The organism is Streptomyces sp. NBC_00775, assembly GCF_036347135.1.
In the GTDB taxonomy this organism is placed as follows: Bacteria; Actinomycetota; Actinomycetes; order Streptomycetales; family Streptomycetaceae; genus Streptomyces; species Streptomyces lutosisoli.
In genome coordinates, this window is record NZ_CP108938.1 from 1,139,339 (window position 1) to 1,156,031 (window position 16,693).

Sequence of the window (16,693 nt, forward strand, 5' to 3'; positions counted from 1 at the left end):
AAATTCAGCCCGCGGGCACCGTCTCCGGCTCCCCGGTGCCCTCGGTCGCGTCGGCGGCGACGTCACCCGGTGTGGCGGCGACGGCCTTCTCGACGGCCGGCCATCCGCCCGCCGGCGGGAGGGACACGCCGCGCCACCAGGGTTCGGACGGGATGGTCTCGGCCGTGGGTTCGAAGGGCTCGCCGGGGCGCGGCAGCGCGACGCGCGCGCCGACCGCGTGCGCGGCGGCCATCGTGCCCTCGCCGGGCTCCGCCCAGGGGTGCGTCGCCAGGTTGAACGTCGCCCAGTGGATCGGCAGCATCACTCCGGAGGGCCGCCCGCTCTGGAGGTCCAGGTGCGCGCGCATACCCTCCTCGGGCGTCATGTGGATGTCGGGCCAGAACTCGCTGTACGCGCCGATCTGGATCATCGTGGCGTCGAACGGGCCGTGCTCGGCGCCGATGTCCTTGAAGCCCTGGAAATAGCCGGTGTCGCCGCTGTGGTAGATCCGATGCTCGTCGCCCGCGACGGCCCAGGAGGCCCACAGTGTGTGCTGTGTGTTGCGCAGACCGCGGCCGCAGAAGTGACGCGCCGGTGTGGCGGTCAGGGAGATTCCGCCGATCTTCGTCGTCTCGTTCCAGTCCAGCTCGCGCAGCCGGTCCGCCGAGACACCCCAGTGCTCGAGGTGGGCGCCGACGCCGAGCGGCACCGCGAACACCGTGTCCGTGTCGGCCAGGGCCTTGATGCTGGGCAGGTCGAGATGGTCGTAGTGGTCGTGCGAGATGACGACGACGTCGACCGGACCGAGCGCCGCCAGCGGCAGGGGCGCCGGATGCAGCCGCTTGGGCCCGGCGAAGTTGAACGGGGAGCAGCGCTCGCCCCAGACCGGGTCGAAGAGCACGCGGTGCCCGTCGATCTCCGCGAGGACGCTGGAGTGCCCCATCCAGGTGATCCGCAGGCCGCTCGCCGCGGGCCTGGCCAGGTCGGCGAGCGTCGTCGCGTGCACCGGCACCGTCCCAGTCGGGGCGCGGTGGGCGCGCTCCTCGCTGCGGAAGTAGACCTTCGCGAACTCGACCATGGAACCGTCGGGGCGGGTCCGGGCACTCTCCGGATTCTGGAAGACACCGTCCGCGAAGTTCGGCGACCTGCGGATGCGCTCCATGCGCTCACCACCCGGATCCGCGCCGAAGGCGGCGGGCCGCAGCGAGCGGAGCCCGGAGCTCAAGGTACGGAAACCGGTCACGGATACCTCCATATGGAGTCGGTCAGGCTTTCATTATGGTCGTCGCCTCTGACAGCGCCGGGTCGCCCCTGTCACAGCACGATGTCCGTGGCCCTGGGTCTGTCTCTCCTCAACCCCACCGCGCCCGCACTTCTTCCGCGCCAGGGAACCGTACTCGAGCACCCCGGGCACAGGGGTGCTCACCGGTGACGGAGGCGAGTACAACCTGAAGTCGCCGGGCGGACCCGCTCCGCTCCCTCACTGACCCCCCTCGGAGGGGTGCGTCCGACGGACCGGGCCCGCGCCGCCCCAGCCGCCCTCTACTGATGATCCATTCAGTACGTTGACAGGACCCCGCGCCAGTTCCGATACTGACCAATGATTCAGTAACCGCTCCGGTGACCCGTGTGGAGGCTGACAAGGACGCTTTCGCAGGCGCGCGCCTTGCGGGCCGCCCGTGATGCCGGGACCGCCGAACGCGACGCGCGCTGGATCCCGTACCTCCCGCTCGGTGCCGAAGGCCGCTATCTTCACCCGACCGGCTTCGGCACGCTCGGCCACGCGCCGCCCGTCTTGGTGTTCGACAACGGCGGCTACCGCGAGAACCGCGCCGAGATGGCCGCCCGGGGCGACACCCCCACGGCGGCCGGCCACGCGCCGGTCGACCTGCCCGCCCTGGCCCGCGCCTACGGAGGGCAGGGCACGCGCGCGCGGCGCGGACGAGCCGGCCGCCGCGCTCACCGAGGCACTGCGTACCCCCGGCCCCACCCTGATCGCCATCCCCGAGGAGAACCGATGACCGCCCCCCTGATGACGCTCACCTGGACGGACCATGTCACCGGCCGCCAGGGCTTCCTCGTCGTCGACCGGCTGGTGCGAGGTGTCTCCAGCGGCGGTCTGCGGATGCGTCCCGGCTGCACGCTGGAGGAGGTCGCCGGGCTCGCCCGCGGCATGACCATGAAAGAGGCCCTGCACTACAACCCCGAGGGCCGCTATATCCCGCTGGGCGGCGCCAAGGGCGGCATCGACTGCGATCCCCAGGACCCGGCGGCGTACGGCCTTCTGGTGCGCTATCTGCGCGCCATGCGCCCGCACATCGAGAACTTCTGGACCACCGGCGAGGACCTCGGCCTCACCCAGGACCTGGTCGACCGGGCCGCCGAGGAGGCGGGGCTCGTCTCGTCCATCCAGGCCGTGTACCCGCTGCTCGACGACGAGGCGACGGCCCGGCAGCGGCTCGCCGACGCCTTCGCGGTCGAGGTGGACGGTATCGGCCTCGACGAGCTGGTCGGCGGCTGCGGTGTCGCCGAGTCGGTGCTCGCGGCCCTGGACCGCGCCGCGGTGGCCTACGCGGGGACGCGCGTCGCCGTCCAGGGCCTGGGCACCATGGGCGGAGCCACGGCCCGCTTCCTCGCGCGCGCGGGGCTCGACGTCGTGGCCGTCGCCGACATCAAGGGCACGATCGCGAACCCCGGTGGCCTCGATGTCGAGGCGCTGCTCGCGGCGCGTGACGCGTACGGGACGGTCGACCGCTCGGCCCTGCGCGCCGCGGACCGTGAACTCCCCGGCGACGCCTGGCTGTCCGTCGACGCGGAGGTGCTGGTGCCCGCGGCGGTCTCGTACGCGATCGACGCCGTGAACCAGCGGCGGATCAGCGCCCGCTGGATCGTCGAGGCGGCCAACATGCCCGTCCTGGCGGAGGCGGAGGAGCTGCTCGCCGCGCGCGGGGTCACCGTCCTGCCGGACGTGGTCGTCAACTCCGGGACGAACGCCTGGTGGTGGTGGACGCTGTTCGGCGACATCGGCGCCGACGCGGACGAGGCGTTCGCGTACACGCGGCGCTCCATGCGCGCCCTGATCGACCAGATGCTGGCCCGCGCGGAGGCCGACGGGACCACCGCGCGGGCCGCCGCACACGCCATCGTCACCGACCGGCTGCCGGTGATCGCGGAGCGGTTCGGGTGGTACAGATGACGGACGGGCCGCCACGGGCGGGCCTGACCGCCCGTGCCGGCCCGCGCTCGGTGGCCGTGGTGGGCGCTCCGACCACGGAGTCCTGGCACAGGGCAGCCATACCCTGCGGGGAATTGAGGCGCGGGCCGTGCGGAAGCAGAGTCGGTGGTGTCAGAAACCGCAACCGAGGTGACGTCGGAAACCCCATCCCGAGGTGACGTCAGACCTCGCGTACCGACCCGCGCAAGGAGCACCATGTCCGCCATCGACGCACAGGACCTGATCGAGCGCTACATAGGCGTGTGGAACGAGCCCGACCCCGAGATCCGCCGCAAGACCGTCCACGAACTGTGGGCGGACGACGGTCTGCACATCCTGCGGCCGCCCCAGGAGATGCACGAGCGGGCGGTGGGCCTCGGCTTCGCCACCGCCGCGCTGGAGGCCCGCGGCCACGACGAGCTGCACGCACGCGTGACGCGCGCCTACGAGGAGTTCGTCGCCCCAGGGACGAATGTGTTCAGGATCCAGGAGGCCGCCCGGCAACTGCGTGACGTGATCACGTTCCGCTGGGAGTCCTTCCACACCGGGGAGGGACAAGCGACGGGCGGTGGCCTGGAGTTCCTCGTCGTCGGCGAGGACGGTCGCATCAAGGTCGACTACCAGTTCGTGGACTGATCCGCGCGCGGGCGCCGCGGTCCCGTCCAGCCGGGGAGACCGGAGGAAGCGGCCTCCTCCGGCGCTGTCCCCGGCGGAGGATAGGGTTGCCGCGTGGCGAGAGTGCGGTTGAGCGTGGCGGAGCGGCGCGAGGAATTGCTGCGGGCTGCCGTCGAGCAGATCGAGGCGCGGGGTGTGGCGGCGGTGCGGATCGCCGACGTGGCCTCCTCGCTCGGGGTGAGCAACGCGCTGGTGCTGTACCACTTCTCGACGAAGGAGAAGCTGGTCGCCGCCGCGTTCACCTACGCGGCCGAGGACGACCTCGCCCATCTGCGCAAGCTGCTCGGCCGCCGTACGACGGCGCTGCGGCGGCTGCGGGCGGCCGTGCGCTGGTACGCGCCGACCGGGCAGGCCAAGGGCTGGCGGCTGTGGATCGAGGGCTGGGCGGCGGCGCTGCGCGAGCCCGCGCTGCGGGAGGTCACCCGTGATCTCGACCGGCAGTGGAAGGCCGCGATCATCGAGGTCATCGCGGAGGGTGTGGCCGCGGGCGAGTTCCACTGTCCGGATCCCACGGGTACGGCCCTGCGGCTCACCGCGCTGCTGGACGGACTGGCCGTCCAGATGACGGCGTACGCGGGCGCGGTGTCACGGGCGCGGACCCACGAATGGGTGGACGAGGCGCTCGCTCGCGAACTGGGACTTGAGCGGGCTGCGTTGGTGGCGGCGGTGCGCTGACGCGTGCCCAAGCGCTCCGCCGGCAGTCCGGTGCGCCGGGTGCGGGTTCGTCGTGGCTGGTCTCGCCCACGCGGCGGAGCCGCGTGATGTCACAGCCCCGCGCCCCTTCACCACCGTCCGTCCCCCTCAGTCCAGCTCGTACACCACCGTCACCGTGATCGTGTCCCGGATCTCCCCGGGAGCCACCGGTACGCCCGACCCGCCCTGGTCGAAGGCGGCCGCCGCGATGGGCACGGGACGGAGGTCGCCGCTGCCGCTCTCGGTGAGGGAGACGAGTCGGGCGAGGCGCCGTCCACTGAGGCGGGCGTAGTCCAGAGCCTTCGTATGGGCGTCGTCGTGCGCGGCCTCGCGGGCGCGGGAGTGCAGCGGGGCCGGGTCGGCGATGTCGAAGGCGACGGAGTGGATGCGGCCCGCGTCGCCGGTCGCGTCGGTGACGGCCTGGAGGACCGCACCCGTCGTACCGATGGCACGGACCTTCACCGAGAACGACTGCGTGGCCTCGTAGCCCTTCAGCTGGGAGACGCCGTTCTGGTCCTCGTAGACCGGGGACAGCGAGATGCCCTCGGTACGGATGTCCCGCTCTTCGATGCCTTGGGCGCGTACGGCGTCGAGCAGGGCGTTCGACGCGACGCTCTGCGCGGCGAGCGCCTCCTTCGACGTCTTGGCGATGACGTCGACACCCGCGCCGATGACGGCGATGTCCGGCGCGGCGGTGGCGCTGCCCTGGCCGGTGACGGTGACCGTCGAGGGGCTGGGCTCGGCGGTGAGCCCGGGCCGGCTGGGCAGCGCGAACGCGGGTGCCGCCGCGGTCTGCGGAAGGGTGAGGGCGAGGAGGGTCACGGCGAGTGCGGTGGACGCGCGGAGGGCGGGCATACGGAAGTCTCCTTCGGCGCCGCCCCTCGGGACGTCGGGGCGGTTCGCGGTCATCCCAGCACCGCCGACCGCGCCCCGCCCCACGCCACTCCCGCGCTGTCACCTCACCGGTCGAGCCACCGGCGGCCCGTCCCGCCGCCGCTTCTGCCGCTCAGGCGACCGATTCGATCCGCATCTTGATGTCGTCGGGCGAAAGGGCCCCCTTGGCCGCCACGTGGTCCCCCGACGACTCCCCGCGCAACCGCCGCCCGATCCACGGAACCAGGTACTCGCGCGCCCAGTGGATGTTGTCGCGCCGCATTTCGAGCGTGCCGCGCGGAGGCAGCGGCGGCCAGGGCTGGTCCGGGTCGGCGGGCACTTCGAGGCCGAGGACCTGGCCGGCGCGGAGCGCGACCCTGGTGTGGCCCTCGGGTGAGAGGTGCAGGCGGTCACCGTCCCAGGCACGGCGGTCCTGGATCGTCTTGAGCGACCACAGGTCGAGGACGGGACAGCCGTACCGGTCCGCGATGGCCCGCACATGTCCGTTGTACGTGGCGATCTTGCCGCGCAGATGCTTGAGCACGGGGACGCCACGGGTGTCGAAGCCGGTGGTCACCAGGACGGTGCCGACGGCGGCGGTGAGGTCGGCGATCGCCCGCTCGAAGCGCTCCGCGACCTCGTCGGGGTCGGTGCCGGGCCGGATGATGTCGTTGCCGCCCGCACAGAACGAGACCAGATCCGGGGCGAGTTCCTTGGCCCGCTGGAGCTGGTCCTCGACGATCTGGTCGAGCAGTTTGCCGCGCACGGCGAGATTGGTGTAATTGAAGTCGCCTTCGGGCCGCCGGTCCGCGAGAAGTACCGCGAACCGGTCGGCCCAACCGACAAATGCCCCGTCAGGGCCGGGGTCGCCGACGCCTTCGGTGAAGCTGTCCCCCACCGCCACGTACGACCCGATCACTGATCTGTTGTCACTCTTCGAATCGTCTGCCACATCGGCCCATGATTCACCTTTCGATGTGAGCTACGCGACCGTAAGGAAGGGTTGACGGATGGTGAGATAAACCACTCGTCAAGTGTTGTCCAAACTCGGAATAAGCCTCTGATCAGGGGCGTTGAGACAGCCGCCACACACGGAAGTCCGTAATCCGGAAGTGGCTCCACACGGTACGGAACGCGAAGTGCCCGCTCGCGTAAGGCTCCGGGTCGGTGTAGTCGAAGACCAGTTGCCCGTTGTTCCACCATTGCACGAGGGAGCCGTCCGAGACGATCCGCACGCGGTTCGGCTCGTTCGCCGTGAGCAGCGGTTGCGTGTAGTCGTAGATCAGCGGACGGACGCCCGCCTCGCCGACGTACCGGCGCAGCCGTGTCGTGGTGTTGGTGTTGGCGCCGTATCCCACGTAGTAGGTCTTCAGATAGTCGTACTCCGCGAGGGCACCTGCCCGGGGTGTGGCGAAGAGGTCGTCCGGGGAGCGCACGTCGACGGCGTTCCAGAAGTTGTTCAGGTCGGAGACCCGGTCGTTGACGCCGCCCTCGGAGACGGGTGTGGCGGTGTACTCGATGGCGTACGGCCCTTCGAGCTTCCGCTTGAACCAGACCGTCGCGCCGCTGGGTACGTCGATCTCCAGGACGCCGCGCGAGGCGGTGACCGTGCCGCCGTCCTGGAGTTCGGTGGCCCACTGTCCGAGTCCGTGCCGGAAGTCGTCGGCGGCGAGCAGCCGTCCGTGACGGTGACGGGGCGAGGCGCTCGCCTCCTGGACCGGGACGAGCGCGGCCAGCGCGGCACCGGCGGCGAGTGCGCCGAAGGCTCTACGAGTGGTTGTCATGAGAGGCGTCTCCTTCAGTCGAGGTGGTGGTGATCGCGGGCTTCGGCACCCGCCGGGTCCCGGTGCCCAGGTAGTAGTCCGTGTACGTCGACTGGAGATAGCCGCGTACGGTCCAGCCGAGGCGGTACTCAGGGTTCTGGGCGAGCGTGTAGAGGCGGGTCTTCGTCGGTTCGGTGGTGGTGTAGAGGCGCAGCGCGGTGTGGTCGCCGGTCTCGGCGAGGATCTCCTCGCGCCAGTCGCCGAGCAGGTCGCCGTAGAACGGGGTCGCGTTGCGGGCGCCGGAGACGACGCCGTCCGGGTCGAAGAGCCTGGCGCTGGTCTCGGTCTTCGGGTCCCACTCGTCGACGTGCGTGGAGTCGAGGAGTTCGGCGCCCTTGTCGCCGTCCCACCAGATGCGGAAGTTGACGCTGGGGGTGGTCGTGGAGACCTTGCCGTCCTGGACGTTGAAGACGCCGGCGCCGGGCCGGGTGACGTCGGCCGTGGAGGTCCAGTACTCGTAGCCGGGGTGGGACGGGTCGATGTCGGCGGCGCTGCCCCGGCCGACGTCGAGGTCGGCGTCGCTGGTCGGGTTCGCCGGGTGTTCGCCGGTCACCAGGCGCTCCCCGGTGTCGGCGTCGTAGTAGTACCAGGGGAACTTCGATACGACGCCCAGTTCGGACTGCTGGATGGCGAAGCCCTCCAGGCCCGGCCGGTCGGGGTCCAGGTCCGCGATGTCGAAGCGGTCGCCGTGTCCGGCGCCGTCGACCACGTACCGCAGCGTGCCGTCACTGTTGACGACGTAGTTGCCGTCGGCGATCTCGTCCTTGCCATCCTGGTCGACGTCGACGGTCCGGATCTGGTGGAAGCTGGTGGCGCCGCTGTCGGACGGGACGACGTACTTCCAACGCCGGGTCAGATCGGTCCCGTTGAAGTCCCATGTCTGGAAGAGGATCCGGAAGGAGCCACGCCTGGCGCCGACCCGCGTGACCAACTTCGTGACCAGGCTGGGGTGTTCGCCGTCGAGGTACGCGATCCCGAAGTGGCCGCCGGAGGGGCCGTCGGCCACGAGGTCGTCGGGCACGGGCTGCCGGGTGCGTTCGGTGCCCCTCTCGCCGTCGATCACCGAGATGAACTGGTTCGCGGGCGAGTCGGCCGTCACCTTCGAGCCGTCCGCGAAGGTGGTCCCGTCGGCCGTGTGCACCAGCACCTCGGCCTTCCCGTCGCTGTCGAGGTCGTAGACGGTGACGTTGTCGTCGTTGCGATAGCCGCCGATCGCCGTCGAGCCGCTGATCGCGGCGGGCGCCGGGTCGTTGGCGCCGTTCCCGGACACCTGGGTGTACGAGCCGGGCCCGAGGTCGACGCGCCACAGGCGTTCACCGGTGAGCGTGTACGCCTCCAGGAGGTCGGGCTTGGTCCGGTCGGTGGCGAGGCGGCTGACGACGAGCTCGTACCGCCCGTCCCCGTCGAGGTCCCCGGGCCAGGCGTGCTGCACGGTGTAGCCGTCGGCAGTGGCCAGCGGGATTTCCGCGTACCCCTCGGCGAAGCCGAGCGCCGCTGAACTCGGTTTCTGCTCATGACCGTTGACGACGGCGCGCACGGTGTACGTGCCCGTGCCGGGGCTGTTGTCCTGGTAGGTGGTCGACTTGGTGACCGGTTCGTGGTTGAGCCGTCGGCCGCCCTTGTAGACGTTGAACGCGATGGCGTTCCCGTAGCGGGCGTACTCCGTGCCGAGCAACCGCCAGCTCAGGAAGGTGCCTTGGCCCGAGGGGACGGCGACCAGGCCGCGGTCCAGGTTCTCCACGACGCGGCGCGTGGAGGCCTCGGCACCCTGAGACGGGGTGGCGACGAGGCCGGCCAGCAGCGTGACGGCGGCGATCGCTCCGAGTCTTCGAGGTCTCACGATGTCAGTGCTCCTTGCTCTTGATCAGTGAAGCGAGCCGGTCGGCCACCTTGCGGTGACCCTGGGCATTCGGGTGGACGGTCCCGTTGAAGTCCCCGTCCTCCGGGGAGATCCAGCCCGTGGTGTCGACGAACTCGGCGTGCGGGTCGGCGAGTTCACGGACGACGGCGGCGATGTCGTCGGCGTGCTCACCGCCGAAGGGGCGCAGCGCGAGGATGCGGGCGTGCGGGGCGGCCGACCGCAGCCGGTCCAGGTACGCCCGATAGGCGGCCCGGAACTCCTCCGTGCCGTACGCCGCGTCGTTCGTCCCCTGGTTCACGACGATCACATCGGCGCGGCGGTCCGAATCCGCCCTGGAATCCGCGTAGTTCCAGCCGTACGCGTCCCCGGCGGCCGGGACTCCCCCGTTGCCGGTCCGGAGGACGCCCTGTCTGCCGAAGCCGACCTGGGTGAGGGAGGCGTGCAGATCGTCGGCGACCAGGGTCGGATAGGCGGCCGTGCCGTCGGCGCAGTCGGAGGTGTTCACCTCGCACAGCGCCATGACGCCTTGGGTGATGGAGTCGCCGTAGAAGGCCAACCGGGGCCCTGGCAGGGCGTGTTGGGGAAGCAGGCGCGCGCCCTCGTCCAGCCGCAATCCGGTGAGGACGACTCCGGTCTCCAGAGGCGGAGTCCAGCGGTTGGCCCGCGAGGAGACGTCCTTCACGGAGATCTCGGCGGTGTGCGTCCCCCGGCCCGGCAGGGCGATGTCGAGGTCGTCCCGGTCGACGGCGTACAGCCGCTTCGGCCCACCGTCCACCGACACATAGATCTGTGCCGGCACGGTGATCGACGAGACGTCGAAGAGGGCGTGCAGGGTGCCGCCGGTGAAGCGTAAGCGCAGCCGCGAGCCGGAGTTGACGGTCGTCGCGGACGTCGCCGTCCTCCCCCAGTGCCCTTCGTAGGCAAGACGCCGGTCATCGGGGCGTACGACGTTCGACGTGCCAGACACAGAGACGGGCGATGCGGACACCGCAGGAGTCAGCGCGCACAGCACACCGGCCGTCACCGCCCCGATCAGGAACGTACGACTCATGACGGGATCCGATCGCCGATGAGCGCCAGGTTCTGGATCGCCGCGAGGGCCCACTGCGCCGAGGAGTTGGTGGAGATCCAGGGAATCTCCTCGGTGGTACGGAGCACGGCCGGGGTCCTGATGGTCACGCGCGACCAGTCGTTGGACGGGAAGTACGTGTCGGTGCCGGTGTAGAACTCGTTCCACGCGCGCTTGGCGAGCGTCGGATCGTCCTTGTGCCGTGCCGCGTAGGCCGTGATCCGGGAGTGCGCGGCGGGCAGCGCGGACTTCCAGGTCGAGCCGGTCAGCGCGGTCTTCTCGGCGTTCGTGGCGTTGTAGTACTGCGCGTAGTCCAGCCAGGCGGCGGCGAATTCGGGCTCGTCGTCGCCGAGCAGCGACACGATCTCGCTGTTGGTCTCGACGAGTCCGAAGACGGCGGACAGATGCGAGACGTTCACCGCCTTGTCCGTCGTGACCGCGAACTCGCCGGTGTCGGCGTCGAGAAGACCGGTGCCGGTGAAGAAGCCGTTGGGCTGGGCGGCGATCGTCCGCAGGGAGTTCACCAGTTTCGTACGGGCCTTGTCCGCGTGCGGGCCGCGTCGCTCCCACTCGGTGAGCCAGGCCGCCGACAACCCGCCCCAGTCGGTGCCGAATCCGACGGACAGGGCGTGCCGGTCGCCGGGCGCGTAGCCGTCGTTACGGACCTTGCGCTGCGGGTCGACCTCCAGGAACGTCAGCTCCACGTCGACGAGTTCGCGCAGCAGGTCGCCGGTGCGCTCGTCGCCCGTGAGGAAGTAGTAGAAGCGGCGGTTGGCGGCCGTGGAGATACGGACCTGCTTGGCACTGTCCGCGTAGTGCTGCACCCCGTGCCGGGTGCCGAGCCCGGCCCGCTTCCCCAGGTGGTACACGTCGACCTCACCGGTGTGCCGCGTCATGGCCTCCGCGAAGCGGAACACCTCGGCGGAGCCGGTGCGCAGGAAGTGGTACCAGAGCCACAGGTCGGTGCCCAGCTCGGAGTTGTCCCAGGCGAAACCGCCGACGTCGTAGCGCCAGACGTGCCGGTCGTTGTCGTAGGTGTGCTGCACGTCGCCGTAGTCGAGGAAGCCGTACCAGCGGCGGTCCTCGCGCTGGTCGCGGTAGTAGGCGAAGAGGTCGTCGAGGTGGTCCTCGATGACCTCGCGGGCCGCGTTCGAGCGGTCGACCGGCGCCCAGTCGCCGAAGATCCCCGCGGAGTGCAGGCGTTCGGGGGTGGCGGTGAGCAGCGGCGGGGTGGCGACGGCGGCGGCCTGCGCCGCGAGATCCGCCGCGCTCGGGGTCGACTCGTGGGCCCAGAAGGTCAGTTCACTGGTCCGGGCGATCCCGTACGGGGTCCCGAAGCCCGGCTCGTAGTCCTCGTATGTGATCTCCAGGCCCTCGGCCTGCTTCTCGTATGTGTCCTGGCCGAGGCCGTCGTGGTAGAAGCGCAGGTCGAGCGGTTGTGCCTCGGGCGAGTAGAGCCAGAGGGTGACCTCGGCCGTGTCCGTGGCGGCGCCCCTGATGTCGAGCTGCGTGGGGTGCCGTTGCCAGAAGTCCCGCAGCCCGAAGGAGAGTCCGCCGCTCGGGCCACCGACATGGCCGAAGCCACCGGCCCGCCGTCCGGCCGCGGCCTGGATCCAGCCGTGTCCGTCCTTGGTGCGCTTGCGGATCACATAGCCGTCGGCCGTCGGCTGGGTGAGCGTGAAGTCGCCCCACCGCGGGATGTACGCGAGGCGGCTCGACACGCGGGTGTCCCAGGTCGAGGTGTCGGGCAGCTTCTCGCCGGCGATCTGCGCGGTGCGCACCGCCTCGCCGGGATCCCTGCGCAGTCCTGTGACGCCCTGGACCGCCTCGCTGAAGAGACCCCCGCCGGAGTCTGCGAGGCGGATGTGGCGGTCGTACGGCTGATCGCTCAGCGGCACGGAGAAGCGGACACCGAGGCCTCGCAGGAAGTCGCCGTCCGCCTTGCCCGGCTCCTGCTCGCCGTCCCAGACGAAGGAGTGCACCAGCCGGAAGGACTCGGCGCCGGCGTGGAAGGAGAAGCGCAGCACGAAGGGCAGCCAGCCCCGGCCGCCGTGCCGGTGCCTGCCCTCGACCCGGATGACGGCGCGGACCGGCCCGTCCTGCTCGACCTCGGCCCTCTCGATCCGGCCCGTGAAGTCCTCCGTCGCGACGCCGTCGCGCAGCGAACCCTGGCGCAGGGCGACCAGCCGTCCGTCCCGGGCGATCTCGGCCGCGCCGCGTCGGACACTGCGTACGACGGTGTCGGAGCCCTTCGCGCCGAAGGCCACCGTGATGACACCGGTCGACACCTCGATCCGGCCGCCGGAGCGGGTGACTCTCAGCTGCTGCGAGGGAGCGGCCGGGGTACCCGCGGAGAGTGTGTACGTCTCGGCCTTGGGCGCGCCCGGCGCGATGGCGTGCGCGGTCCACTTCACCGAGCCGTCGGGCCAGTGGCCGGTGACCCAGCTCTGCACGGGCACCTCGTCGCCGGAGGCGGTGGCCAGCCGGAACGTCTGGCCGGGCTGGTGGGTGCCGCGGGACCAGGGCACGCCCCAGACGGTGCCCGCGTGGGTGTCGGGCGCCGTGCCCTCCAGCCAGCGCAGTGCGGTGTCGCCCCCGGCCGGCGGCGCGGCGGCGGCGCTTCGGGAGAGCGCCCAGGAGAACGGAGCGGTGGCGGCCGCGGCTGCGGCGCCCTTGATGACGGTGCGTCGGTAGACGCCGGGCACGGGGACCTCCGAAGGCATAGAAAGCGCTTGCGGAGATCACTGTGGGGCCACTGTCGCACGCCTGTCGATACCTCGTGCAGGCATGCCACAGGACCGCAATGTGCCGATCATGAATCGCTCACGAAAGACCAAAGGCCGAACCCCGGGGATCGTGGGGTCCGGCCTTTGGCTGCTGTCCTGCCTTGGGGAGCAGGGAGTCCTGCTGTGGGGAGCAGGGGTCGTGCCTTGGGGGGCACGGAGTCTGCCGTGGGGGGCAGGGTGTCGCGCCCTGGAGGCACGTGGTCCGCCTTGGGGGGCGGCAGGGGGAAGGCGTCAGCCGACGGCGACACCGTGCGAGCGCAGGTACGCGACCGGGTCCACGTCCGAGCCGTAGTTCGGGGTGGTGCGGATCTCGAAGTGCAGGTGCGGTCCGGTGACGTTGCCGGTCGCGCCGGAGAGGCCGATCTGCTGGCCCGCGGTCACCGTCTGGCCCGCCGAGACGGAGAGCGCGGACATGTGGGCGTACTGGGAGTACTGGCCGTCGGCGTGCTGGATGACGACCTGGTTGCCGTACGCGCCGCCCCAGCCGGCCGAGACGACGGTGCCCGCGGCGATGGCCTTGATCGTGGTGCCGGTCGGGACCACGAAGTCCACGCCGGTGTGGTAGCCGCTGGACCACATGCTGCCCGCCACCTTGTAGCCGGTGCCGACGGTGGCGCCCTCGACCGGCAGGGTGTAGCCGGAACTGCTGCTGGTGGAGGCGGTGTTGGCGGCCGTGGTGGCCGTGGCGGTGTCCGCGGCCGACGTCGTCGACTTGGTGGACGAAGGCGTCGTCTTGGCGGACGACCGGGTGACGCTGCCGGACGCGGCCTTCTTGCCGATCGTCAGCTTCAGACCGGGGTGGATCAGCGACGGGTCGCTGCCGACGGCCGAGCGGTTGTCGGAGTAGAGCTTCTTCCAGCCGCCGCTCACGTTCTGCTCGTCGGCGATCTTCGAGAGCCAGTCGCCGGCCTTCACCGCGTAGGTCTTCGTCCCGGCCGCCTTCTTGGCGGCCGCGGGAGCGGCGGTGGCGGTCTTTTCCGCGGCCTTCTCGGCGGCCTTCGCGACGGTGGCCGTCGGGGTCGCGGCATGGGCGCCGGTGGCCCCCATCAGAGGCAGCGCGAGCGCGGCGCCGCCGGTTCCGGCCACGGCGATCGAGCGGGTGAAACGCTGGGACTTGGGACGGCGGTGCTTACCCTTCGCGGGCATGACGAGTTCCTCTCCGGCGCCTGCGGGGTGAGCTGTCGGGTGCGGACTGGAGATGCCCGGCCGCGCTGGTGCGCGGCTGTACCCCTAGCCGTTCCGGAGACCGGAACAGGCACGGAACCTGTGGGTCCCCCGCTCCTGCCGTGTGCGGGTGAGTGTGCGGGTTCCGGGCGGCGGCAGGATTGGGCGTCCGTCCGGATTGGGGCCGAACGTAGGCGAGATGAGAGCGCGGCGACAACCATGTGCCTTTTCTGCGCGTCCGCCCTTCTTGATCCACGCCGGAATTCCGGTCACCCTCCGTGGATCGACGATCTTTCCGGCCCCGCAACCCGCCCGGGAATTCGGGCATGTTGCGAAATAGGGGTCGCAACACATCGTCACGAATATGACGCTGCTCACGCACCTCGGCCCACGATGCTTTATTCCAGGGCCAGTTGGAATGAAGCCCCTAATTCGGACAGAACAGTCACATGCGACGCAGCCGGATAACTGCCGCATCGAGATCCCCGCGCAGCCCCGTCCGCACCCCGTGATGCAGCAGCACCGCACCTCGGTGCACTTCGCCCGTTTCGCGGCACTCATACGCTTGTGTCGGGTCGAGCCCGCGCAGCCGCAGCGGGGCGACCGGCTCGCCGTACCGCTGGGCCTGGAGCCAGGCGAGGACGACGGTCTCGTCGCCGTGGACGTACTGCACCGCACTCAGCCCGCCCTCCGGGGGCCGCAGCCGGTAGAGGTCGCCGCGCTGGACGACGGGCCGGATCTCCTTGTAGAGATCCACCCAGTCCCGCGCCTCGGCGAGCTCCTCCTCGCTCCACTCGGCCAGGTCTCCGCCGACGCCGAGCACCCCGGCCATGGCGCTCACAAAGCGGAAGCGCAGCGAGCTGACCCGCCCATTGAGCTGCGTGTTCGGGCTGTCCGTGACCCAGGCGGCCATGATCCGGGCCGGGTGGATCTGACCGAAGCCGTGCTGGATGGCGAGCCGGTCGAGCGGGTCGGTGTTGTCGGAGGTCCACACCTGGTCCGTACGCGCCATGACGCCGAGGTCGATGCGGCCGCCACCGCCCGAGCACGACTCGAAGGCGACCTTGGGGTGCGCGGCCCGCAACCGGTCGAGAAGGGCGTACAGGGCCTCCACGTGCTCGACCCACAGCTTCTGCGGGTAGCGCTCGCCGGGCCAGCCGGCGTCCGTGAAGCAACGGTTGAAGTCCCACTTCACATAGTCGATCGGCGCACTGGAGAGCAGGCCGTCGAGCTGCCCCCACAGGTACTCCTGGACGTCCGGGCGGGCGAGGTTCAGTACGAGCTGATTGCGGTACTCCGTCCTGGTTCGCCCCGGCTGGAACTGCACCCAGTCCGGGTGGGCGCGGTACAGCTCGCTGTCCGGATTGACCATCTCCGGCTCGACCCAGATGCCGAACTGCATCCCGAGCGCGTGCACGTAGTCGCCGAGCGGCTTGAGCCCCGCCGGAAAGCGGTCCGGGTTGGGGGTCCAGTCGCCGAGCCCGGCCCGGTCGCTGGTCCGCGTCCCGAACCAGCCGTCGTCGACCACGAAGAGCTCGACGCCCATCGCGGCGGCCCGCCGCGCCAGCACCCCCTGCTGGTCCTCGGAGATGTCGAAGGTGGTGGCCTCCCAGGAGTTGAACAGCACCGGCCGGTCCTGGTCCGCGTCCGGGATGACGTACGCGCGCTGGTACGCGTGCCAGGCCCGGCTCGCCCCGCCGAAGCCGCCGTCGCTCCACAGTCCGGCGAAGACGGGGGTGGTGAACGACTCCCCCGGCTCCAGTCGCAGCAGCCCGGAATCGTCGTACCCTGCGCCGCCGGAGATCTGTACGCGCGCGTCGGGGAGCTGGGCCACGGCGATCCGCCACGAGCCGGACCAGCCGAGCGCGCACCCGTACACCTCGCCGCTCTCCTCGGTCGCCTCGCTGTCGAGGGCGACCCAGGGCAGGTGCTGGTGACCGGTGTGTCCGCGCCGGCTGCCGATGACCTTCTCACCGTAGGTGAGGGGGGAACGCACGAGCCGGGACTCGGCAGCCCAGCGCCCGTGCAGCTGGGACAGCCGCCAGCCGTCGCGCTCGGGCAGTGTCCAGGTCGCGGAGTCGGCGCGCAGCAGCTCCAGGGCGGGGCCCTGGTTGGCGAGGGTCACCCAGCGTTCGACGACATCGCCGCGCATCCGGTAGTGCAGGGTGATGCCGAGCCCGGCGTCCGAGAAGCGCAGCCGCAGCTCGTCGCCGTCCGCCTCGTGCTCCTCGAAGCGCCACTCGGTGCCGCGCCGCTCGTCCGTCCGCACGGAGAGGGCGGGGCGGACGAAGCGGGGGCCGCCCTCGACCGGGTATTCCTCGCGCCCGTCGAGCGGGGACTCGAAGGGCCAGTACTGCGGCGCGGGCAGGGCGGCGAATGCCTCGGCGTCGGCGAGCGCGATCCGTGGGCCCCAGTGCAGATGCAGCAGCTCGTCGAGGTCGGTGAGCCGTAGCGCGTAGCTGCTCGTCGGCCCCGAAAGAAGCCAGGTACGACCGTCCGTGCCGACCTCGATCATCAGTCCCCCACAGATTCGAACAGGTGCGATCAGGCCCCAAC

12 protein-coding genes and 1 riboswitch are annotated in these 16,693 nt (G+C 70.9%); of the genes, 3 read left to right on the forward strand and 9 right to left on the reverse strand.

Annotated features, from left to right (window positions below; genetic code table 11):
* Positions 1 to 4: 4 nt before the first annotated feature.
* Complete coding sequence (locus OIC96_RS05340; RefSeq protein WP_330309030.1) at positions 5 to 1,222, reverse strand: MBL fold metallo-hydrolase; 1,218 nt, start codon at positions 1,220 to 1,222, stop codon at positions 5 to 7.
* Between the two features lie 774 nt (positions 1,223 to 1,996).
* Here OIC96_RS05340 and OIC96_RS05345 point away from each other — a divergent pair.
* The 3 genes from OIC96_RS05345 (at position 1,997) to OIC96_RS05355 (ending at position 4,543) form a co-directional block, all read left to right on the forward strand.
* The gene (locus OIC96_RS05345; RefSeq protein WP_330310377.1) at positions 1,997 to 3,175 is read left to right on the forward strand and encodes a Glu/Leu/Phe/Val dehydrogenase dimerization domain-containing protein; all 1,179 of its coding nucleotides are present in this window, start codon (positions 1,997 to 1,999) and stop codon (positions 3,173 to 3,175) included.
* 234 nt (positions 3,176 to 3,409) lie between these two features.
* Positions 3,410 to 3,829, forward strand: coding sequence for a hypothetical protein (locus OIC96_RS05350; protein WP_330309029.1), 420 nt, complete (start codon positions 3,410 to 3,412; stop codon positions 3,827 to 3,829).
* Between the two features lie 93 nt (positions 3,830 to 3,922).
* Positions 3,923 to 4,543, forward strand: coding sequence for a TetR/AcrR family transcriptional regulator (locus OIC96_RS05355; RefSeq protein ID WP_330309028.1), 621 nt, complete (start codon positions 3,923 to 3,925; stop codon positions 4,541 to 4,543).
* Between the two features lie 126 nt (positions 4,544 to 4,669).
* Here OIC96_RS05355 and OIC96_RS05360 read toward each other — a convergent pair whose 3' ends face one another.
* From OIC96_RS05360 to OIC96_RS05395, 8 genes are all read right to left on the reverse strand, one after another.
* The gene (locus tag OIC96_RS05360) at positions 4,670 to 5,416 is read right to left on the reverse strand and encodes an SIMPL domain-containing protein (protein ID WP_330309027.1); all 747 of its coding nucleotides are present in this window, start codon (positions 5,414 to 5,416) and stop codon (positions 4,670 to 4,672) included.
* A 151-nt stretch (positions 5,417 to 5,567) separates the two neighbouring features.
* Positions 5,568 to 6,353: an SGNH/GDSL hydrolase family protein gene (locus OIC96_RS05365; RefSeq protein ID WP_330309026.1), complete on the reverse strand. Its 786-nt coding sequence runs from the start codon at positions 6,351 to 6,353 to the stop codon at positions 5,568 to 5,570.
* A gap of 145 nt (positions 6,354 to 6,498) precedes the next feature.
* Complete coding sequence (locus tag OIC96_RS05370) at positions 6,499 to 7,218, reverse strand: DUF6250 domain-containing protein (protein WP_330309025.1); 720 nt, start codon at positions 7,216 to 7,218, stop codon at positions 6,499 to 6,501.
* Complete coding sequence (locus tag OIC96_RS05375) at positions 7,202 to 9,097, reverse strand: rhamnogalacturonan lyase family protein (protein ID WP_330309024.1); 1,896 nt, start codon at positions 9,095 to 9,097, stop codon at positions 7,202 to 7,204. Before OIC96_RS05375 ends, OIC96_RS05370 begins: the two co-directional genes overlap by 17 nt.
* Positions 9,098 to 9,101: 4 nt before the next feature.
* The gene (locus tag OIC96_RS05380; protein WP_330309023.1) at positions 9,102 to 10,169 is read right to left on the reverse strand and encodes a GDSL-type esterase/lipase family protein; all 1,068 of its coding nucleotides are present in this window, start codon (positions 10,167 to 10,169) and stop codon (positions 9,102 to 9,104) included.
* The gene (locus tag OIC96_RS05385; protein ID WP_330309022.1) at positions 10,166 to 12,910 is read right to left on the reverse strand and encodes an exo-rhamnogalacturonan lyase family protein; all 2,745 of its coding nucleotides are present in this window, start codon (positions 12,908 to 12,910) and stop codon (positions 10,166 to 10,168) included. Before OIC96_RS05385 ends, OIC96_RS05380 begins: the two co-directional genes overlap by 4 nt.
* A gap of 294 nt (positions 12,911 to 13,204) precedes the next feature.
* The gene (locus OIC96_RS05390; RefSeq protein WP_330309021.1) at positions 13,205 to 14,119 is read right to left on the reverse strand and encodes a LysM peptidoglycan-binding domain-containing M23 family metallopeptidase; all 915 of its coding nucleotides are present in this window, start codon (positions 14,117 to 14,119) and stop codon (positions 13,205 to 13,207) included.
* A 4-nt stretch (positions 14,120 to 14,123) separates the two neighbouring features.
* Positions 14,124 to 14,276, reverse strand: a riboswitch (cyclic di-AMP (ydaO/yuaA leader).
* Between the two features lie 306 nt (positions 14,277 to 14,582).
* Complete coding sequence (locus OIC96_RS05395) at positions 14,583 to 16,652, reverse strand: alpha-galactosidase (protein ID WP_330309020.1); 2,070 nt, start codon at positions 16,650 to 16,652, stop codon at positions 14,583 to 14,585.
* Between the last annotated feature and the right edge of the window lie 41 nt (positions 16,653 to 16,693).

What these genes read in the sequence shown, in the direction of transcription:
- OIC96_RS05345 (WP_330310377.1), top strand. Translation starts at nt 1,997, where the DNA reads ATGACCGCCCCCCTGATGACGCTCACCTGGACGGACCATGTCACCGGC.
- OIC96_RS05350 (WP_330309029.1), top strand. Translation starts at nt 3,410, where the DNA reads ATGTCCGCCATCGACGCACAGGACCTGATCGAGCGCTACATAGGCGTG.
- OIC96_RS05360 (WP_330309027.1), bottom strand. Translation starts at nt 5,416, where the DNA reads ATGCCCGCCCTCCGCGCGTCCACCGCACTCGCCGTGACCCTCCTCGCC.
- OIC96_RS05370 (WP_330309025.1), bottom strand. Translation starts at nt 7,218, where the DNA reads ATGACAACCACTCGTAGAGCCTTCGGCGCACTCGCCGCCGGTGCCGCG.
- OIC96_RS05380 (WP_330309023.1), bottom strand. Translation starts at nt 10,169, where the DNA reads ATGAGTCGTACGTTCCTGATCGGGGCGGTGACGGCCGGTGTGCTGTGC.
- OIC96_RS05385 (WP_330309022.1), bottom strand. Translation starts at nt 12,910, where the DNA reads ATGCCTTCGGAGGTCCCCGTGCCCGGCGTCTACCGACGCACCGTCATC.
- OIC96_RS05390 (WP_330309021.1), bottom strand. Translation starts at nt 14,119, where the DNA reads ATGCCCGCGAAGGGTAAGCACCGCCGTCCCAAGTCCCAGCGTTTCACC.
- OIC96_RS05395 (WP_330309020.1), bottom strand. Translation starts at nt 16,652, where the DNA reads ATGATCGAGGTCGGCACGGACGGTCGTACCTGGCTTCTTTCGGGGCCG.